This is a genomic window from Saccharopolyspora flava (assembly GCF_900116135.1).
GTDB classification, from domain to species: Bacteria; Actinomycetota; Actinomycetes; order Mycobacteriales; family Pseudonocardiaceae; genus Saccharopolyspora; species Saccharopolyspora flava.
The window spans coordinates 143,372-158,349 of sequence record NZ_FOZX01000004.1; the positions used below are offsets into that span (position 1 = coordinate 143,372).

A 14,978-nucleotide genomic window follows, 5' to 3' on the forward strand; every position below is an offset into this window, starting at 1 on the left:
ATGCGTTCATGCAAACAGCGGTCTAGACTGCCCCGCATGGGACACGGAGTGGATCGGGAGGAGATCAGGCTCGACGCGGAGTCGGCCCAGCACGTGGCGAACACGCTGCAGGCGCTGGCCACCCCGAGCCGGCTGCTGATCCTCGCCGAGCTGCGACGGGGTCCGCGCCCGGTCACCGAGCTCGCCGAGGCCGTCGGCATGGAACAGTCCGCCGTGTCCCACCAGCTGCGGCTGCTGCGCAACCTCGGCCTGGTCGTCGGCGCGCGCTCGGGCCGCAGCATCGTCTACAGCCTCTACGACAACCACGTCGCCCAGCTGCTCGACGAGGCCGTCTACCACAGCGAGCACCTGCGGCTCGGTCTGGTGGACCGCTCCGAATCGGTCAGCTGACCCGCAGTCCCAGCGAGGCCAGTCGCATCCCGGCCAGCTGCGCGATGACCTCGGCGTCGCCCTCGCGCCAGGCCGCCGCGGGCTCGCGGCCGACCCGCCGGAGACGCCGGTGGGGGAGCTCGGTCAGCGCGCGCAGCGCCAGCAGGTCCGGACCCTGGGCGCGCATCGCCACCGCCTGCCCGGCCGCGCGGGCGTAGCGGATGCGGCGCGGTAACCAGACCGCGAGCACCGGGATCAGCGCGAGCACCACGATCACCGCGAAGACACCGCCTGCGGCCAGATCGATCACCTCCATCAGCCGCCCGCCCGCGTCCACGAGGACGTCACCGGCCGCGGTTCCCCTGCCGAGCGCGCCCGCCAGGTCGTCGCCGACGAACGGGACCTCGGAGGCCGTGCGCGCGGCGTCGGTGAACGTCGTCCGGAGCCCGCCCCCGGCCTCGATCATCCGATGGCCCGAGGCCTGCAACTCCAGCACCGCGGACCTGGCCAGGTCCGCGAGCCACCAGAACCCGGCGACCCACCCGATCGCGAGGAGGTCGGAGAGCAGCTGTCCCGCAAGGCGTGTCGGGCGTTCCGCGTAGAAGCGCATGCGCGCTTCCTACCAGAGCCGCGCGATCCGGTCGATCATCCGATGTGGACTAATACTATCCGCTCGCAGCAACGGATTTCCCGCGCTGCGTGATGATCGACGACCCGTCCGGTGCCGATGCCGAACCCGAGCTCGGCATCGGCACCGGTGGGTTCGGCGAGCAGCGCCCACCGCGGGCCCGAGAACCGCGGGGGAGCGCATCGCCGACGTGGTCCACAACCACGGAACAACCATGCACCGGGCAAGTCGGTGCGCGCCACCGAATTTCAGGGCGCGGGCGGCGAGCTAGGCCTCCAGCTCCGGGGGTTGTTCGGTGTGGCGGAGGGAGAGGCCGGTGCCCCAGCAGTTGGGGCAGAGCCGCTGGGCGGTGGTGAACTCGGGCAGCTCGGTCTCCGACCCGCGCCGGACGTGCACGGCCGAGACCTCGCCCTGGCCGGTGCAGTTGCCGCAGCGCTGGCGCGGCAGGTGCTCGGCGGGGACCGACCGCACGTACTCCACGACCTGCTGGCGCAGGTCGCGCAGCCGCTCCGGCTCCTCGTCGGGGTCGGCGTGCCTGCCGAGCAGGTCGGTCTCGGCCAGCGCCGCCTCGAAGGCGCGCAGCAGCTGCTCGACCTCGGCGCCGAGGTCGTCCTGCGCGGTCATCGCACGCCCCACCGGCGCGCGGCGTCAGTGCGTCGTGGGTGCGGTGTGGGTGTCATGGAGCCATCCGAATTCTTCTGCTTTTGCCCGGGATTCGCGGACTTCCGGGGGCGGCGGGCCAGCATCGCAGAGGGCGCTGGAGCGGAATAGGATCGAATTCACATCGGCGAATACGATCCGGGCACGCACCAATCACGGCGGAGTAACCTTGTGTGCCGCACTAAGGGGTGGTTCTGCGCGCCGAACTGCGTTGTTCCAGCGCACGGCGGCGAACCCGGTGCATTCGGTCCTCGGCGGAGGCGACACGTCCGGACAGGTGCCCCGCGTCGGGGCGAAGCCGCTGGTAGGCAGGTACGAGCGAGCGGCAGGGGTCGCCCGGCGAATGCGTCCGGAAATGGATTCGGCAATTCCGCTTCGGTGCCGGTGAAACGGGGCTGAGCGGGCCCTCTGGGGGGAAAGGGCCCGCTCAGCATTCCGCGAGGACCAACGAGGGGGGATGCCGGGGACCTCGCGCAGGTAGCGGCCTCGGGGATTTGGGGGTGAGCCCGCTACTAATCAGCATAGTAGTTGTGAATCCGATTGGCGGTCAACGGGGTTCCTCTCGATGCGGAAGTGCTGGTGGACGGCGTCCGCGATGAACCCGAACCGCATTCACGTAGCGTGCGCGACGTGCGCAGCCCGGACGTACGATGTGGCCCGGGGAGGAGGGGCCATGCGTTGTCTGGGCGAGCTCGAAGCCGCCGTGATGCAGGTGCTGTGGGAAGAGCCGGAGCCGGTCAAGGTGCGCGACGTGCTGGAGCGGCTCGACACCGGCCGATCGCTGGCCTACACGACCGTGCTCACGGTCCTCGACAACCTGCACCGCAAGGGCTGGGTGCAGCGGGAGATGGAGAGCCGGGCCTACCGCTACCGGCCCACGCGCAGCCGCGAGGAGGCCGCCGCGCGGATGCTCGGCCAGGTGCTCGACGCCTCCGGCGCGCCCGAGGTGGTCCTCGGGCACTTCGCCGCGTCGCTCAGCGCCGAGCACGCGCGGATCCTGCGCACCGCGCTGCGCGAGCGGGACGGCTGAACCGACCGGTGTCTCAGGGCTTAGAGGCGACGCCGCCGAGGATCAGCCGCTCCACCAGCGAGACCTCGCGCAGCCGCGGCCCGTCCGGCCACCAGTCGTCAAGCTCCACCAGGCCGGGCTCCACGAGCTCCAGGCCGCTGAAGAGCTCCCCGATCTCCTCGCGCGTCCGGTATCGCCCGCTGCCCATCGACGACTCGCGCCACCGCTGCTCCAGCTCGCGGGCCATCCGGTGGCCCTCGGGCAGCTCGTCGACCGGGTCCCACCAGTGCGAGATCGCCAGGTAGGAGCCGGAGGGCAGCGCGTCGACGTAGTGCCGCATGAACGCGACCGGGTCGTCGGCGTCGTCGACGTGGTGCAGCGTGGCGCACTGGATCATCGCCATCGGCCGGTCGAAGTCGAGCTTGGCGACGTGCGGCGCGGCCAGCAGCGTCGCCGGATCGCGCAGGTCGGCCGTGGCGAAGTGGGTGCGGTCGTTCTCCTCCATCAGCGCCCGGCCGTAGGCGGCGACCGTCGCGTCGTTGTCGACGTAGACGACGGTGGCGTCCGGGTTGTGGCGCTGGGCGATCTCGTGGGTGTTCTCCACGGTCGGCAGGCCGGAACCGATGTCCAGGAACTGGTCGATGCCGACCTCGGGACCGGCGAGGTGGCGGACCACGCGGATCAGCCAGCGGCGGATCGATCTGGCGACGTCGTCGCCGTGCGGCGAGACGGCCTGGATGGACTCGTAGACCTCGCGGTCGACGGCGAAGTTGTCCTTGCCGCCCAGGAACATGTCGTAGACGCGCGCGATGCTCGCCTTGCTGGTGTCGATGCCGGCCGTCGCCCCGCCGTCGGCGGCCTCGCCTTCGCTGGCCATCGGTGCCGCGCTCCCCGTGGAGTTGATCACGTTTTCCGGGAGTCTATCGGTGTTGTCGACCGTGCGGGACCCGGATGGTCCGGGAGGAGCGCGTTTCGGCCGTTCGGGGGCCCGAACTCGCTCCGAACGGTGCAGAACGCGACCGGGTCCTGCGCGAAAGTGCCGCGCAGGACCCGGTTCGTCGTGGTCACGAGGACAGTTGGTGTTGCCGCATCGGGAAGATCGGCGAGGTCGGGTCGGTGCGCGCGGCCTCGTGGTCGTCGGCGCGCATCTCGTAGTCGGTCGCCTGCATCTCCAGAATCGCCGCGGTCGCGACGTGTCCCGCGCCGAACAGCTCGCGGGCGCTCTTGAGCAGCGCGCGTGCGTGCTCCCGGTCGTCCGCGGCCAGTTGGGTGAGCGTGTCCCGCCGCAGCCGCTCCCGTTCTAGCTCCCACCGCGCGGTGCTCCGACGTCCGCTCTCCCGCACGATCAGCACGGCGATGAGCAGCACGACAGCGGAGCCGACGAACGCCAGGCTCATTACCTGCGCCATCGCGACCTCCGATCTCCGAGTAAAGGTAGGTTTTACCTCTGTGGAGAAGATCGCTCCCCGCACCCCGCCCGTTATCGATCCCGACTGTGACCCCGCTCTTCGTCCGATCGGGTACTTCCCCCAAATCCCCAGGTGAGAACCCCCATCACGGGCCCCGGCACCGTCCCCGGGTCAAAACCTGCGGTATTCGCCCGGTCAAAAACTGCGGTATTTGACCGGACGAATCCTGCGGTATTTGACCCGAGGTCGGTCAGGTGAGGGGGCGGAGGGCGTCTCGGGTGAGGTCGCCGAGGGTGGGGTAGCCGTCGACGGCCATGATGAGGTCGGCTTCGGCGAGGACGCTGCGGAGGACGTGGGTGACGCCGGGGGTGCCGCCGAGGGCGAGGCCGTAGGCGTAGGGGCGGCCGATGCCGACCGCGGTGGCGCCCAGGGCGAGGGCCTTGATGACGTCGGCGCCGCTGCGGACGCCGGAGTCGAACAGCACCGGCATCCCGTCGGCGGCGTCGATGACCTCCGGGAGGACCTCCAGGGCCGGGAGGCCGCCGTCGGCCTGGCGGCCGCCGTGGGTGGAGCAGTAGATGCCGTCCACGCCGCCGTCCTTGGCGCGGCGGACGTCGTCGGGGTGGCAGATGCCCTTGACGAGCAGCGGCAGGTCCGTCAGCGATCGCAGCCACGGAAGATCGTTCCAGGTCAGCGGGTTGCCGAAGGTGGAGACCCAGCGCAGCACCGCCGCACCCGGGTCCTCCTCGGGACTCTTGTCCAGACCCGCCCGGAACACCGGGTCGGTGTAGTAGTTGCTCAGGCAGTGACCCCGCAGCTGCGGGAAGTTCGAGGTCGCGAGGTCGCGCGGCCGCCAGCCCGGGATCCAGGTGTCGAGGGTGACGACGATGCCCTTGTAGCCCGCCTTCTCGGCCCGGCGCACCAGGCTTTCCGCCAGATCCCGGTCCTTCGGCGTGTAGAGCTGGAAGAACCCCGGCGTGTCACCGAATTCGCCCGCCACGTCCTCCAGCGGGTCCGACGACAGCGTCGAGGCCACCATCGGCACCCCGGTCTGAGCCGCGGCCCGCGCGGTGGCCAGGTCGCCGTGGCCGTCCTGCCCGCAGATGCCCAGCACGCCGATCGGCGCCATGAACACCGGCGACGGCAGCGTCATCCCGAACAGCTCCACCGACAGGTCCCGCTGCTCGGCGCCGACGAACATCCGCGGCACCAGCCCCCACCGGTCGAACGCCGAGACGTTGGCGCGCTGCGTGCGCTCCGATCCGGCGCCGCCGTGGACGTAGGACCACACCGACGGCGACATGGCGGCCTTCGCGCGCTCCTCCAGCTCCTCGAACTCCATCGGCAGGTCGGGCAGCACCCCGCTCAGGCCGTTGAGGTAGATCTCCAGCTGGTAGTCGCCGTACGCCATGCTTCGCCCTCCGGTGCGTCGAAATTCGCCCGGAATCTAACCGACCGGAGCCCATCCGGCGAAGCGCTCGTCGACCTCTTCTTCCCGCAACCCGAAGTCGGCCAGCGAGTAGCGGTGCGCGGGTTTGGCGTGCCCCGCGGTGCTCTCGGCGTGCAGGCCCCGCATGGCCTGCGTCGCGGCGTCGTCGAGCGGGATCCCGAAGTGCCGGTAGATCCGCTGCACCACGCCGATCGGGTCGGCGGTGAAGTCCTCGTAGCGCACGTCGAAGAAGCGGTCCGGGTCGTGCCGGGCGCGGGCCGCGGTGAACTCGTCCAGCCCGCGGGACCACAGCTCCAGCTGGTCGCGGCCGATGGTCTCGCCGCGGAAGGTCTCCGACCAGTCGTGGGTGGCGTGCGCGGCCAGGCTGCACACCGAGGCGATCGCGGTGCGCGGCTCGCGGTGCGTCTGGATCACCAGCGCGTCCGGGTAGGCCTCCAGCAGCGCGTCCAGCGCGAACAGGTGACTCGGGTTCTTCAGCACCCAGCGCCGGTTCCGGTCCGGCAGGCCGATGAGCTGCAGGTTGCGCTTGTGCCGCGCGTAGGCCGCCGTCCAGTCCTGCCCGGCCAGCCAGCGCGAGTAGGTCGGCAGGTGCGCCAGGCACTCGTAGGAGATCGACCGCATCGACTGCCGCAGCAGTTGCCAGCACTCCTCGACCTGCTCGGCCGACATGTAGTGCACGCCCATGAACTCGGGGTGCTCCACGTGGTGCTGGGTGTAGCCCTGCTGGATGCCCTGGAAGACCGGGTCGTCGGCCCAGGTCTCGCGCGGCGGGCGCGGTTGCGGCACCTCGGTCAGCCACAGCTCCAGGCCCTGGTTGGCCGGGTCGGCGGTGAGCAGCCGGTGCAGCGCCGTGGTCCCGGTGCGCGGCAGCCCGGTGACGAAGATGGGGCGCTCGATGGCGACCTCGGCGTGCTGCGGGTGCTTCTTCCACGCGTCCTCGCTGATCAGCCGCGCGGTCAGCGCGCCCCGCAGGAACGCGCGCGCCACCTTGTTGCCCAGCGGCGTCAGCCCGGCGTCCCGCTCGTAGGACTCCAGCAGCACGCCGAGCCCGTCGGTGTAGTCGTCGGGGCCGAAGTCGTCGAGCCCGACGAGCCGGGTGGCCGAGGCGTGCAGGTCTTCGACGGTGCCGACGTCGTCGCGACCGATGCTCATGAACCGCTCCTCAGTGGTGGAATTCTCCTGCGTTGACGTCCAGGCACTGGCCGGTGATGATCCGCGACAGGTCGGAGATCAGGAACAGGCCCGCGTCGGCGATCTCGTCCGGTTCCGGCAGTTTGCGCAGGTCCGTGGTGGCGGCGGTCTCCTCGTAGACCTCGTCGCGGGTGATCCCGCGCTGCTCGGCGAGGTGGCCGAGGTACCACTTGAGCGAGTCCGCCCAGATGTAGCCGGGGGCGATGGTGTTGACCCGCACGCCCCGCGGCCCGAGCTCGGTGGCCAGGCTCTGCGCCAGCGACAGCAGGCTGGACTTGGCCATCTTGTAGGCCCCGTAGTTGCGGCGGGAGTGCCGCAGCACCGCGGAGTTCACCATGAGCACCGCGCCGCGGGTCTCGGTCAGCGCGGGGGCGAACAGCCTGGTCATCCGCAGCGCGGCGATCGAGGTGGTCTCGAAGCCCTGCCGGATCGCCTCCAGGTCGGTGTCGGCCAGATCGGCCAGCGGCGGGATCGCGAACGCGTTGTTGATCAGCGCGTCGACCTTCCCGAAGTGCTCCACCGAGCGGGAGACCAGGTTCGCGGCGTCGTCCTCGGAGGTGATGTCGGTGGGCACCACCAGCGCCCGACGTCCCAGTTCCTCGACCTCGCCGGCGACCTGCTCCAGCCGCTTCTCGGTGCGCGCGGCCAGCACCACGTCGGCGCCGGCCTGCGCGCTGCGCAGCGCCAGCGACCGGCCCAGACCGGGCCCGATCCCGGAGACGACGACGACCTTGTCGCGCAGCAGTCCGTCCAGCATCGACCTCACCCCAGCATCCGGTAGTGCACGGCGGCCTGCCGCGCGGTGATGCGCTCGCGCCACTGCTCGGGCGTGATGCGCGATTCCTCGTGGTGCGGAAGGCGTTCCGGCAGCTCGGCGAACGGCACCACCTCCACCTGCGGGCCGTCCTCGGGGCCCAGCTCGCGGGAGAGCCTCTGCCAGCGGATCTGCATGTACCCGCGCCGGTGCCCGGTGAGCTCGATCCAGTTGGCCAGCCCGGGATCCCGCTCGGCGAGCACGAAGCGGATCTTGCCGTCGGGATCGGTGCGCGCCTGGTCGGCGGTGAGGCTGGTCTGGTGGTTGATGTAGTCGGTGGAGATGTACCAGGGGCTGCCGAGCTGGAAGCCCTGGTAGGGAGCCTCCGAGCGGGGCACCGTGATGATCATCGCCTGGTCGTCGGCGAGCTCGAAGTGCCCGGCCGAGGACATCTGGGTGGACAGCCCGCCCGGCGTCGAGCGCGGCTCGTTCATCGTGTTCACCGGCTGGTTGAGGTAGAACCACTCCGGGAACGCCAGGAACGTCCGCAACCGGCTGAGCAGGATCTTGCCCGCCACGCCGTAGCGCTTGGTCATCAGGTCCATCGTGCGCGGCGGGGGAGCGGTGCCCGCGGTGTCGGCGCGCCGGATGCGGATCAGACCGCGCCGCTCGGTGTCCCAATCGCTGTAGACCTCGCGCACCACCAGCATCGCCGAACCCGGGGCGAGGGTGAAGTAGTTCGGCCCGGCAGGCCCCGGCCCGAAGCGCACCTCGAACTCGCCGTCGTCGCCGATGTCGATGCGCCGGTCGTCGAAGGCCGCGAGGCTGTCCGGCACGTCCACCGGCGAGTAGTCGCCGTTGAGCACCTGGAAGCTGAGATCCGTTGTGCTGCCGCGTTTCCCGGTCACCACGTACTCGGCGTCGTCGCGGATGTAGGAGTGGAAGTACAGCGCGTCCGGGTTGTCCAGGCCCATCTTGGTGTGCGGGCCGGTCGACTGGATGAAGTACGGGTGATCCCGCTCGAAGGCCCAGGCCAGCATCATCGACGCCTGGATGCTGCCCGCCAGGTAGTCGTAGCCCTCGATCAGGTCCTGATCGGTGCGAATGTGCTTGGCGCCCTTGATGATCTCCTCGGCTTCGGCAACAGCATCAGCGAAAGGCTGCGTGAGCATCTTTTCCTTCTTTGAAACCTGTTCTAATGCTCTGTGGTCTTCTTGCTCGGCGGTGCGGGTAGCGGAACCTCAGACGTCTTCTGGCTCCGGGATCCGCGACTGATGTATGTCCAATACACGGCGCTGCGGCTGTCCTCACCAGAAGACGTCTGAGAACCCGCGGCGGTGCCAGCGCCTGAGGTGGGGTACTGCGAAACCGCCTGCGGCGGTTGCCTGACGGTTGTCCGTTTCGGTCAGGCCCAGCGGTTGGCTGTGAGGGTGAAGTTGGGGAGGTCGTCGAAGGTGTGCAGGAACTCGTAGGTCCGGGTGTAGCCGGTCCGGCTGATGCGCCACGCGCCGTCGGACTCGCGGCGGTAGGTGTCCTCGTAGAAGGCCGAACCCCGGATGATCGTCTTGAACTCGGTGGCGATGACCGTGTCCTCGAAGCACCAGGTGCCGGTGGCGGTGTCGCCGTCGACGTCGATCTCGGGCTGTCCCGCGAAGTGCGTGGTGATGATGCCCGGACCCAGGTTCTCCCGCATGAACGCGAGGATCTCCTCGCGGCCGACGAGGTGGAGCTTCTGGCCGGCGGCCTCGGTTCCGTAGTCGCCGACCGCGTCCTCGGTGATGGTGTCGGCCAGCTCGTGCCACAGCTTCAGGTCGACCGCTCGCAGGTAGCGGTGCTTCAGGCGCTTGATCTCCTCCATCGCGACCAGGTCCACGACGCCTCCTCGCTCGGTCCGTCCGGGGTTCCCCCAGCTTTCCGCGCAGCTTGACCATGCGCAAGAACTTGTTCTACTTTTCTGTGAAACTTGTTCTAGATCAGGTTCTGATCCGAAGGGCGGGTCCGCCGTGACCACGACCTACGAACTGACCCACCTGCGCGGCCTGGAAGCCGAGGCGGTGCACGTCTTCCGCGAGGTCGCCGCCTGCTTCGAACGCCCGGCGCTGCTGTTCTCCGGCGGCAAGGACTCCGCCGTGATGCTGCACGTGGCGCGCAAGGCGTTTTGGCCCGCGCCGCTGCCGTTCCCGGTGCTGCACATCGACACCGGCCACAACTTCGCCGAGGTCATCGACTTCCGGGACCGCACGGTGCAACGCCTGGGCCTGCGGCTGGTGGTCGGCAGCGTCCAGGACGACCTCGACGCGGGCCGCTCCGTCGAGCAGCCCGGGGCCGGGCGCAACCGGTTGCAGACCCGGACCCTGCTGCGCAGCATCGGCGAGCACCGCTTCGACGCCGTCTTCGGCGGTGCCCGCCGCGACGAGGAGAAGGCCCGCGCCAAGGAGCGGGTGTTCAGCTTCCGCGACGAGTTCGGCCAGTGGGATCCGCGCAACCAGCGTCCCGAGCTGTGGCACCTCTACAACGGCAGGCACCGCAAGGGCGAGCACATCCGCGTCTTCCCGCTGTCGGACTGGACCGAGCTCGACATCTGGCAGTACGTCCTCGACGAGGGCATCGAGCTCCCCTCGATCTACTACGCCCACCGGCGCACCGTCTTCGAGCGCGACGGGATGCTGCTGGCCACCAACCCGCACCTGACGCCCGGCGAGGACGAGCAGCCCTACGAGGCCACCGTCCGCTTCCGCACCGTCGGCGACGCGACCTGCACCGGCTGCGTTCCCTCCACCGCGAGCACCGTCGCCGACGTCGTCGCCGAGGTCGCCGCCGCCCGGGTCACCGAACGCGGCGCCACCCGAGCAGACGACCGCATCTCGGAAGCGGGCATGGAAGACCGCAAGCGAGAAGGCTACTTCTAATGAGAGTTCTGTGGTCTTGTTGCTTGGCGGTGCGGGTAGCGGAACCTCAGACGCCTTCTGGCTCCGGGATCCGAGGCTTATGTATGCCAATACACGACACGTCGGCTGTCCTCCCCAGAAGACGTCTGAGAACCCGCGGCGGTGCCAGCGCCTGAGGTGGGGAAAGAGACACGGCTTCGCCGTGGCAACCGGGAACCCGCAGCGCAACCGAAGAGGAGCTCAGATGACGCAGCTGCTTCGCCTGGCCACCGCCGGGAGCGTGGACGACGGCAAGTCCACGCTGATCGGGCGCCTGCTCTACGACTCCAAGACGATCCTCAGCGACCAGCTCGAAGCCGTCGAGCGCGCCAGCCGAGGCGACGAGGGGCCGGACCTCGCGCTGCTCACCGACGGGCTGCGGGCCGAGCGCGAGCAGGGCATCACCATCGACGTCGCGCACCGCTACTTCGCCACGCCCAAGCGCAAGTTCATCATCGCCGACACCCCCGGGCACATCCAGTACACCCGCAACATGGTCACCGGCGCCTCCACCGCCGACCTCGCGCTGGTGCTCATCGACGCCCGCAAGGGAGTGCTGGAGCAGTCCCGCAGGCACGCGTTCGTGGCCAGCCTGCTCGGCATCCCGCACCTGGTGCTGTGCGTCAACAAGATGGACCTGGTCGATTATTCGCAGCAGCGGTTCGACGAGATCCGCGCCGAGTTCGCCTCCTTCGCTGCGAAGCTCGACGCGCCGGACCTGACGTTCATCCCGGTCTCCGCGCTGCGCGGGGACAACGTCGTGCACCGCAGCGAGAACATGCCCTGGTACGAGGGCACGTCGCTGCTGCACCACCTGGAGGAGGTCCACGTCGCCTCCGACCGCAACCTCGTCGACGCGCGGCTGCCGGTGCAGTACGTCATCCGCGACGGCGACGTCCGCGGCTACGCCGGAACCGTGGCCGGGGGAGTGCTCAGGCCCGGCGACGACGTCGTGGTGCTGCCCTCCGGCTTCAGCACCGGCATCGCCGAGATCTGGGGACCCGGCGGCGAACCGCTGCAGGAGGCCTTCACGCCGCAGGCGGTCACCGTGCGCCTCACCGACGACCTCGACGTCGCGCGCGGCGACATGCTGTGCCGGCCGCAGAACCGCCCGCACACCGGTCAGGACGTCGACGCCCTGGTCTGCTGGCTCACCGAGCGGTCCGCGCTGGAACCCGGTGCGCGCTACGCGATCCAGCACACCACGAGCGCCACCCGCGCCCGGGTGCGGCAGCTCGACTACCGGCTCGACATCAACACCCTGCACCGCGACACGACCGCGACATCGTTGTCGCTCAACGAGATCGGGCGGATCCGGCTGCGCACCCAGCAGCCGCTGCTGTTCGACGCCTACCGGCGCAACCGCACCACCGGCAGCTTCATCCTCGTCGACGAGGACACCCACGACACCGTCGCCGCGGGCATGATCACCGGGCCGGACGTGGCCGAGTCCGCCGTGACCTGGGTGTCGACCGCGGTCCGCCGGGAGCAGCGGCGGACCCGGGGTGCGACGGTGTGGCTGACCGGGCTGTCGGCGTCGGGCAAGTCGACCGTGGCCGTCGAGCTGGAGCGCAGGCTGGTGGCCTCGGGCAGGCCGGCCTACCTGCTCGACGGCGACAACCTGCGGCACGGGCTCAACGCCGACCTGGGCTTCAGCGCCGAGGACCGGGCCGAGAACGTCCGCCGCGTCGGCGAGGTGGCGCGGCTGTTCGCCGACTCCGGCGTGGTGTCCATCGTGTCGCTGATCAGCCCCTACCGCGCCGACCGGGAGCGCGCCCGGCAGGTGCACCGGGAGGCCGGGCTGACCTTCGTCGAGGTCTTCGTCGACACCCCCGTCGAGGTGTGCGAGGCGCGTGACCCCAAGGGCCTCTACGCGCGGGCGCGGGCGGGGGAGATCACCGGGTTCACCGGCGTCGACGACGCCTACGAGCGGCCGGAGCGGCCGGACCTGGTGCTGCGGCCCGATTCTGGCGATCCGGGCGAGATGGCCGCGCGGATCGTGTCCATGCTCGACTGACGAGCGACCGGGATCCGTGGTGAGATCCTGTTGATGCGGATCTCGCGGCCGCGTTACACCGGGGACACGGGGGATGTCGACACTGCCAGCCAGACCGGGAACGACGCCGTTCCGCAACGGTACCCGTTTCCCCATCCGGCTTCGAGGAGTTCGTCGTGTCCTACGTGAGTCCGCCAGAGTTCGTCGGCAAGATGATCGACGCCGGCGAGTCCAAGATCTTCATGTCCACCCGGGACACCGTCATCCGCGCCTACATGGCGGGTGCCATCCTGGCGCTGGCCGCGGCCTTCGCGGTGAGCATCACCGTCGAGACCGGGGTGCCGCTGGTCGGGGCGCTGCTGTTCCCGGTCGGCTTCTGCCTGCTCTACCTGCTCGGGTTCGACCTGCTCACCGGCGTGTTCACGCTGGCGCCGCTGGCGTGGCTGGACAAGCGGCCCGGGGTGAAGCTCACCGGCGTGCTGCGCAACTGGGGTCTGGTGTTCCTCGGGAACTTCGCGGGCGCGCTGACCGTGGCCGTGCTGATGGCGATCATCGTGACCTTCGCGTTCACCGTCGACCCCAACGCAGTCGGGCAGAAGCTCGGCTCGATCGGGGAGAGCCGGACCCTCGGCTACGCCGAGCACGGCGCCGCGGGCATGCTGACGCTGTTCGTGCGCGGCGTGCTGTGCAACTGGATGGTCTCCACCGGTGTCGTGGCCGCGATGATGTCGAAGTCGGTGTCCGGCAAGGTGATCGGCATGTGGATGCCGATCCTGGTGTTCTTCTACATGGGCTTCGAGCACTCGGTGGTCAACATGTTCCTGTTCCCGAGCGGCCTGATGCTCGGCGGCGACTTCTCCATCGCCGACTACTTCATCTGGAACGAGATCCCCACGGTCCTCGGCAACCTCGTCGGCGGCATCGTCTTCGTCGGGCTCACCCTCTACGCCACCCACGGCCGCACCAAAACCCGCGGGGACGTGCAGAAAACCCCCTCCGAACTCCCCACCCCAGTCGCCTGACCCCACCACCCGATCTGGGTACTCAAGTCAAAAACCCCGGTTTTCGACCCGACGAAAACCGGGGTTTTTGACGCGTGAAAGTTGCAGTTCTTGACCGGCGTGCGGGTTCGGGAGCCGTCAGAAGTCGATCTGGGACTTGTACTTCTTGGCCAGTTCCTGGAGGTAGTTGACCGTGTCGTGGCGTTCGAGGGCGGCGCCGCGGAGGCGGTCCCAGGCGTCGTTGAAGAGGTTGAAGTCGTCCTCGTCGTCCAGGTACAGCCCGCCCGCCACGTGCTCGACGAACACGAAGTCCTTGGTGCCGTCGGAGAAGCGCATGATCGTGAAGTCGTTGGGCACGTAGGGCAGCCGCACGTCGAACGGCAGGATGTGCACGTACGCCTTGGGATAGCGGGTCTGCAGGTCCAGCAGGTGCTCGACCTGGTCCAGCGCCACCGACGGGTTCGGGCCGCCGGGCATCCGGTGGAAGGCGGCCTCGCTGAGCACGAACCGGTAGTACGGCGGGCGCGGCAGGTCGAAGACCTGCTTGCGGTCCAGGCGGTTGCGCACCAGCGCGGTCACGTCGGTGGCGCGGTCCTCGGAGAACTGCGTGAGCATGAAGTGCTCGGACTGCAGCGGGCCGGGGATGCGCTCGCCGTGCCAGCTCAGGATCTCGGTCGCGGCGGGTTCGAGGTCGGTGAAGGTGCGGAACCACTGCGGCACCGCCGAGCGGTAGCCGGCCCACTGGCCGCGCTGCCCGGAGCTGGAGCGGGCCAGCTCCATCATCAGCTCGGACTCGGCCTTGCCGGAGTTGAACGCCTCCAGCATCTTCTGCAGCTCGGCGTTCTTGACCGCGACCGTGCCCGACTCGATCTTGTTGATCTTGCCCTGGCTGCATCCGAGCAGCTCGGCGACTTCCTGCTGGGTCATGCTCGCGGCCTGCCGCGCGCGCCGGATCTCGTTCCCGAGCTGCCTGCGCCGCGAAGTTACCGTGCTCGGCACCAGATCTCCGCTCGTATGCTTTCGCCGTCACCACGTCTGACAAGCGCAAACGCGTCTGTCAAGAACAACACTCTAATGCACTCGGACGTGGTTGTGCGGCAAACGGGTCACTACCGAAGTGGGGCGTCCGAGGGTGATTAATCCCGAACGCCCTCTGAGCTGCGATGATCTAGTCGATGTCGAACGCGCCGGCGCGCGTGCGGTGCAGAAATCGGCGCCAGCTCGCCGTGTCGAAGTCCAGCGTGACGTCTCCGGTGAGCCGCTTGCTGTCGCGGACGCCGACGTGCCCGGGCACGGTTAAGTTCACCTCGACGCAGTTCCCGCCGTTCGGCCCGCAGGCGGCCGCCGAACCCCAGCCGGTGGCGCCGAAAACCGGGCTTTCCGTCCGTTCCGGGTGAAGCATCGTGGTGCGTCCCTTCCGCGTCTCTCGACTCCGTCGCCCTGATGTGCTTACGATTAATCGTAGTCGATCCGGGGAGGGGTCATGCCACTGAAGATGACCGGGGCCACCCGGGGGGAGAGATCAGAGCAGGCGCAGATCGGGTGTCTGTGGGTCTCGCATACCGCTGAACAGGTGACATTGCG

The 14,978-nt window shown here is 69.3% G+C and carries 16 protein-coding genes; 5 read left to right on the forward strand and 11 right to left on the reverse strand.

Annotated features, from left to right (window positions below; translation table 11 throughout):
* The first annotated feature begins 36 nt into the window (after positions 1 to 36).
* Positions 37 to 390, forward strand: a complete 354-nt coding sequence (locus BM424_RS13990) for an ArsR/SmtB family transcription factor (RefSeq protein ID WP_093417399.1) — start codon at positions 37 to 39, stop codon at positions 388 to 390.
* On the opposite strand, the gene BM424_RS13995 is transcribed toward BM424_RS13990, so the two are convergent.
* Positions 383 to 979, reverse strand: a complete 597-nt coding sequence (locus BM424_RS13995) for a hypothetical protein (RefSeq protein ID WP_093417402.1) — start codon at positions 977 to 979, stop codon at positions 383 to 385. The two genes, BM424_RS13990 and BM424_RS13995, sit on opposite strands and share 8 nt — an antisense overlap.
* Positions 980 to 1,264: 285 nt before the next feature.
* A complete protein-coding gene (locus BM424_RS14000; protein WP_093417404.1) occupies positions 1,265 to 1,621 on the reverse strand; it encodes a hypothetical protein in 357 nt (118 codons plus the stop codon).
* A 709-nt stretch (positions 1,622 to 2,330) separates the two neighbouring features.
* On the opposite strand from BM424_RS14000, the gene BM424_RS14005 reads away from it, so the two are divergent.
* Positions 2,331 to 2,687, forward strand: coding sequence for a BlaI/MecI/CopY family transcriptional regulator (locus tag BM424_RS14005; protein WP_093417407.1), 357 nt, complete (start codon positions 2,331 to 2,333; stop codon positions 2,685 to 2,687).
* A 13-nt stretch (positions 2,688 to 2,700) separates the two neighbouring features.
* On the opposite strand, the gene BM424_RS14010 is transcribed toward BM424_RS14005, so the two are convergent.
* From BM424_RS14010 to BM424_RS14040, 7 genes are all read right to left on the reverse strand, one after another.
* Entirely contained in the window at positions 2,701 to 3,543 is an 843-nt protein-coding gene (locus tag BM424_RS14010; protein WP_093417410.1) for an SAM-dependent methyltransferase, read from the reverse strand.
* 187 nt (positions 3,544 to 3,730) lie between these two features.
* The gene (locus tag BM424_RS14015; protein ID WP_139274065.1) at positions 3,731 to 4,075 is read right to left on the reverse strand and encodes a hypothetical protein; all 345 of its coding nucleotides are present in this window, start codon (positions 4,073 to 4,075) and stop codon (positions 3,731 to 3,733) included.
* Positions 4,076 to 4,325: 250 nt separating this feature from the next.
* Positions 4,326 to 5,486: a lactate 2-monooxygenase gene (locus tag BM424_RS14020; RefSeq protein ID WP_093417416.1), complete on the reverse strand. Its 1,161-nt coding sequence runs from the start codon at positions 5,484 to 5,486 to the stop codon at positions 4,326 to 4,328.
* Positions 5,487 to 5,522: 36 nt separating this feature from the next.
* A complete protein-coding gene (locus BM424_RS14025; protein WP_093417418.1) occupies positions 5,523 to 6,677 on the reverse strand; it encodes a sulfotransferase family protein in 1,155 nt (384 codons plus the stop codon).
* A gap of 10 nt (positions 6,678 to 6,687) precedes the next feature.
* Entirely contained in the window at positions 6,688 to 7,473 is a 786-nt protein-coding gene (locus BM424_RS14030) for an SDR family oxidoreductase (RefSeq protein WP_093418207.1), read from the reverse strand.
* A 5-nt stretch (positions 7,474 to 7,478) separates the two neighbouring features.
* On the reverse strand, positions 7,479 to 8,642 hold the full coding sequence (locus tag BM424_RS14035) for a hypothetical protein (RefSeq protein WP_093417421.1): 1,164 nt from the start codon (positions 8,640 to 8,642) through the stop codon (positions 7,479 to 7,481).
* A gap of 233 nt (positions 8,643 to 8,875) precedes the next feature.
* Entirely contained in the window at positions 8,876 to 9,343 is a 468-nt protein-coding gene (locus tag BM424_RS14040; RefSeq protein ID WP_093417423.1) for a nuclear transport factor 2 family protein, read from the reverse strand.
* Positions 9,344 to 9,473: 130 nt separating this feature from the next.
* Between BM424_RS14040 and cysD the strand changes: the two genes are divergently transcribed.
* The 3 genes from cysD (at position 9,474) to BM424_RS14055 (ending at position 13,415) form a co-directional block, all read left to right on the forward strand.
* Positions 9,474 to 10,379 carry a sulfate adenylyltransferase subunit CysD gene (gene cysD / locus BM424_RS14045; protein WP_093417426.1) on the forward strand — a complete coding sequence of 302 codons (906 nt, stop codon included), beginning with the start codon at positions 9,474 to 9,476 and terminating at the stop codon, positions 10,377 to 10,379.
* Between the two features lie 223 nt (positions 10,380 to 10,602).
* Positions 10,603 to 12,414, forward strand: coding sequence for an adenylyl-sulfate kinase (gene cysC / locus BM424_RS14050; RefSeq protein ID WP_093417428.1), 1,812 nt, complete (start codon positions 10,603 to 10,605; stop codon positions 12,412 to 12,414).
* Positions 12,415 to 12,569: 155 nt separating this feature from the next.
* The gene (locus BM424_RS14055) at positions 12,570 to 13,415 is read left to right on the forward strand and encodes a formate/nitrite transporter family protein (protein WP_093417430.1); all 846 of its coding nucleotides are present in this window, start codon (positions 12,570 to 12,572) and stop codon (positions 13,413 to 13,415) included.
* 117 nt (positions 13,416 to 13,532) lie between these two features.
* On the opposite strand, the gene BM424_RS14060 is transcribed toward BM424_RS14055, so the two are convergent.
* Positions 13,533 to 14,393 carry a helix-turn-helix domain-containing protein gene (locus BM424_RS14060; protein WP_093417433.1) on the reverse strand — a complete coding sequence of 287 codons (861 nt, stop codon included), beginning with the start codon at positions 14,391 to 14,393 and terminating at the stop codon, positions 13,533 to 13,535.
* Between the two features lie 169 nt (positions 14,394 to 14,562).
* A complete protein-coding gene (locus tag BM424_RS14065) occupies positions 14,563 to 14,796 on the reverse strand; it encodes a DUF397 domain-containing protein (RefSeq protein ID WP_093417435.1) in 234 nt (77 codons plus the stop codon).
* Positions 14,797 to 14,978: the final 182 nt, after the last annotated feature.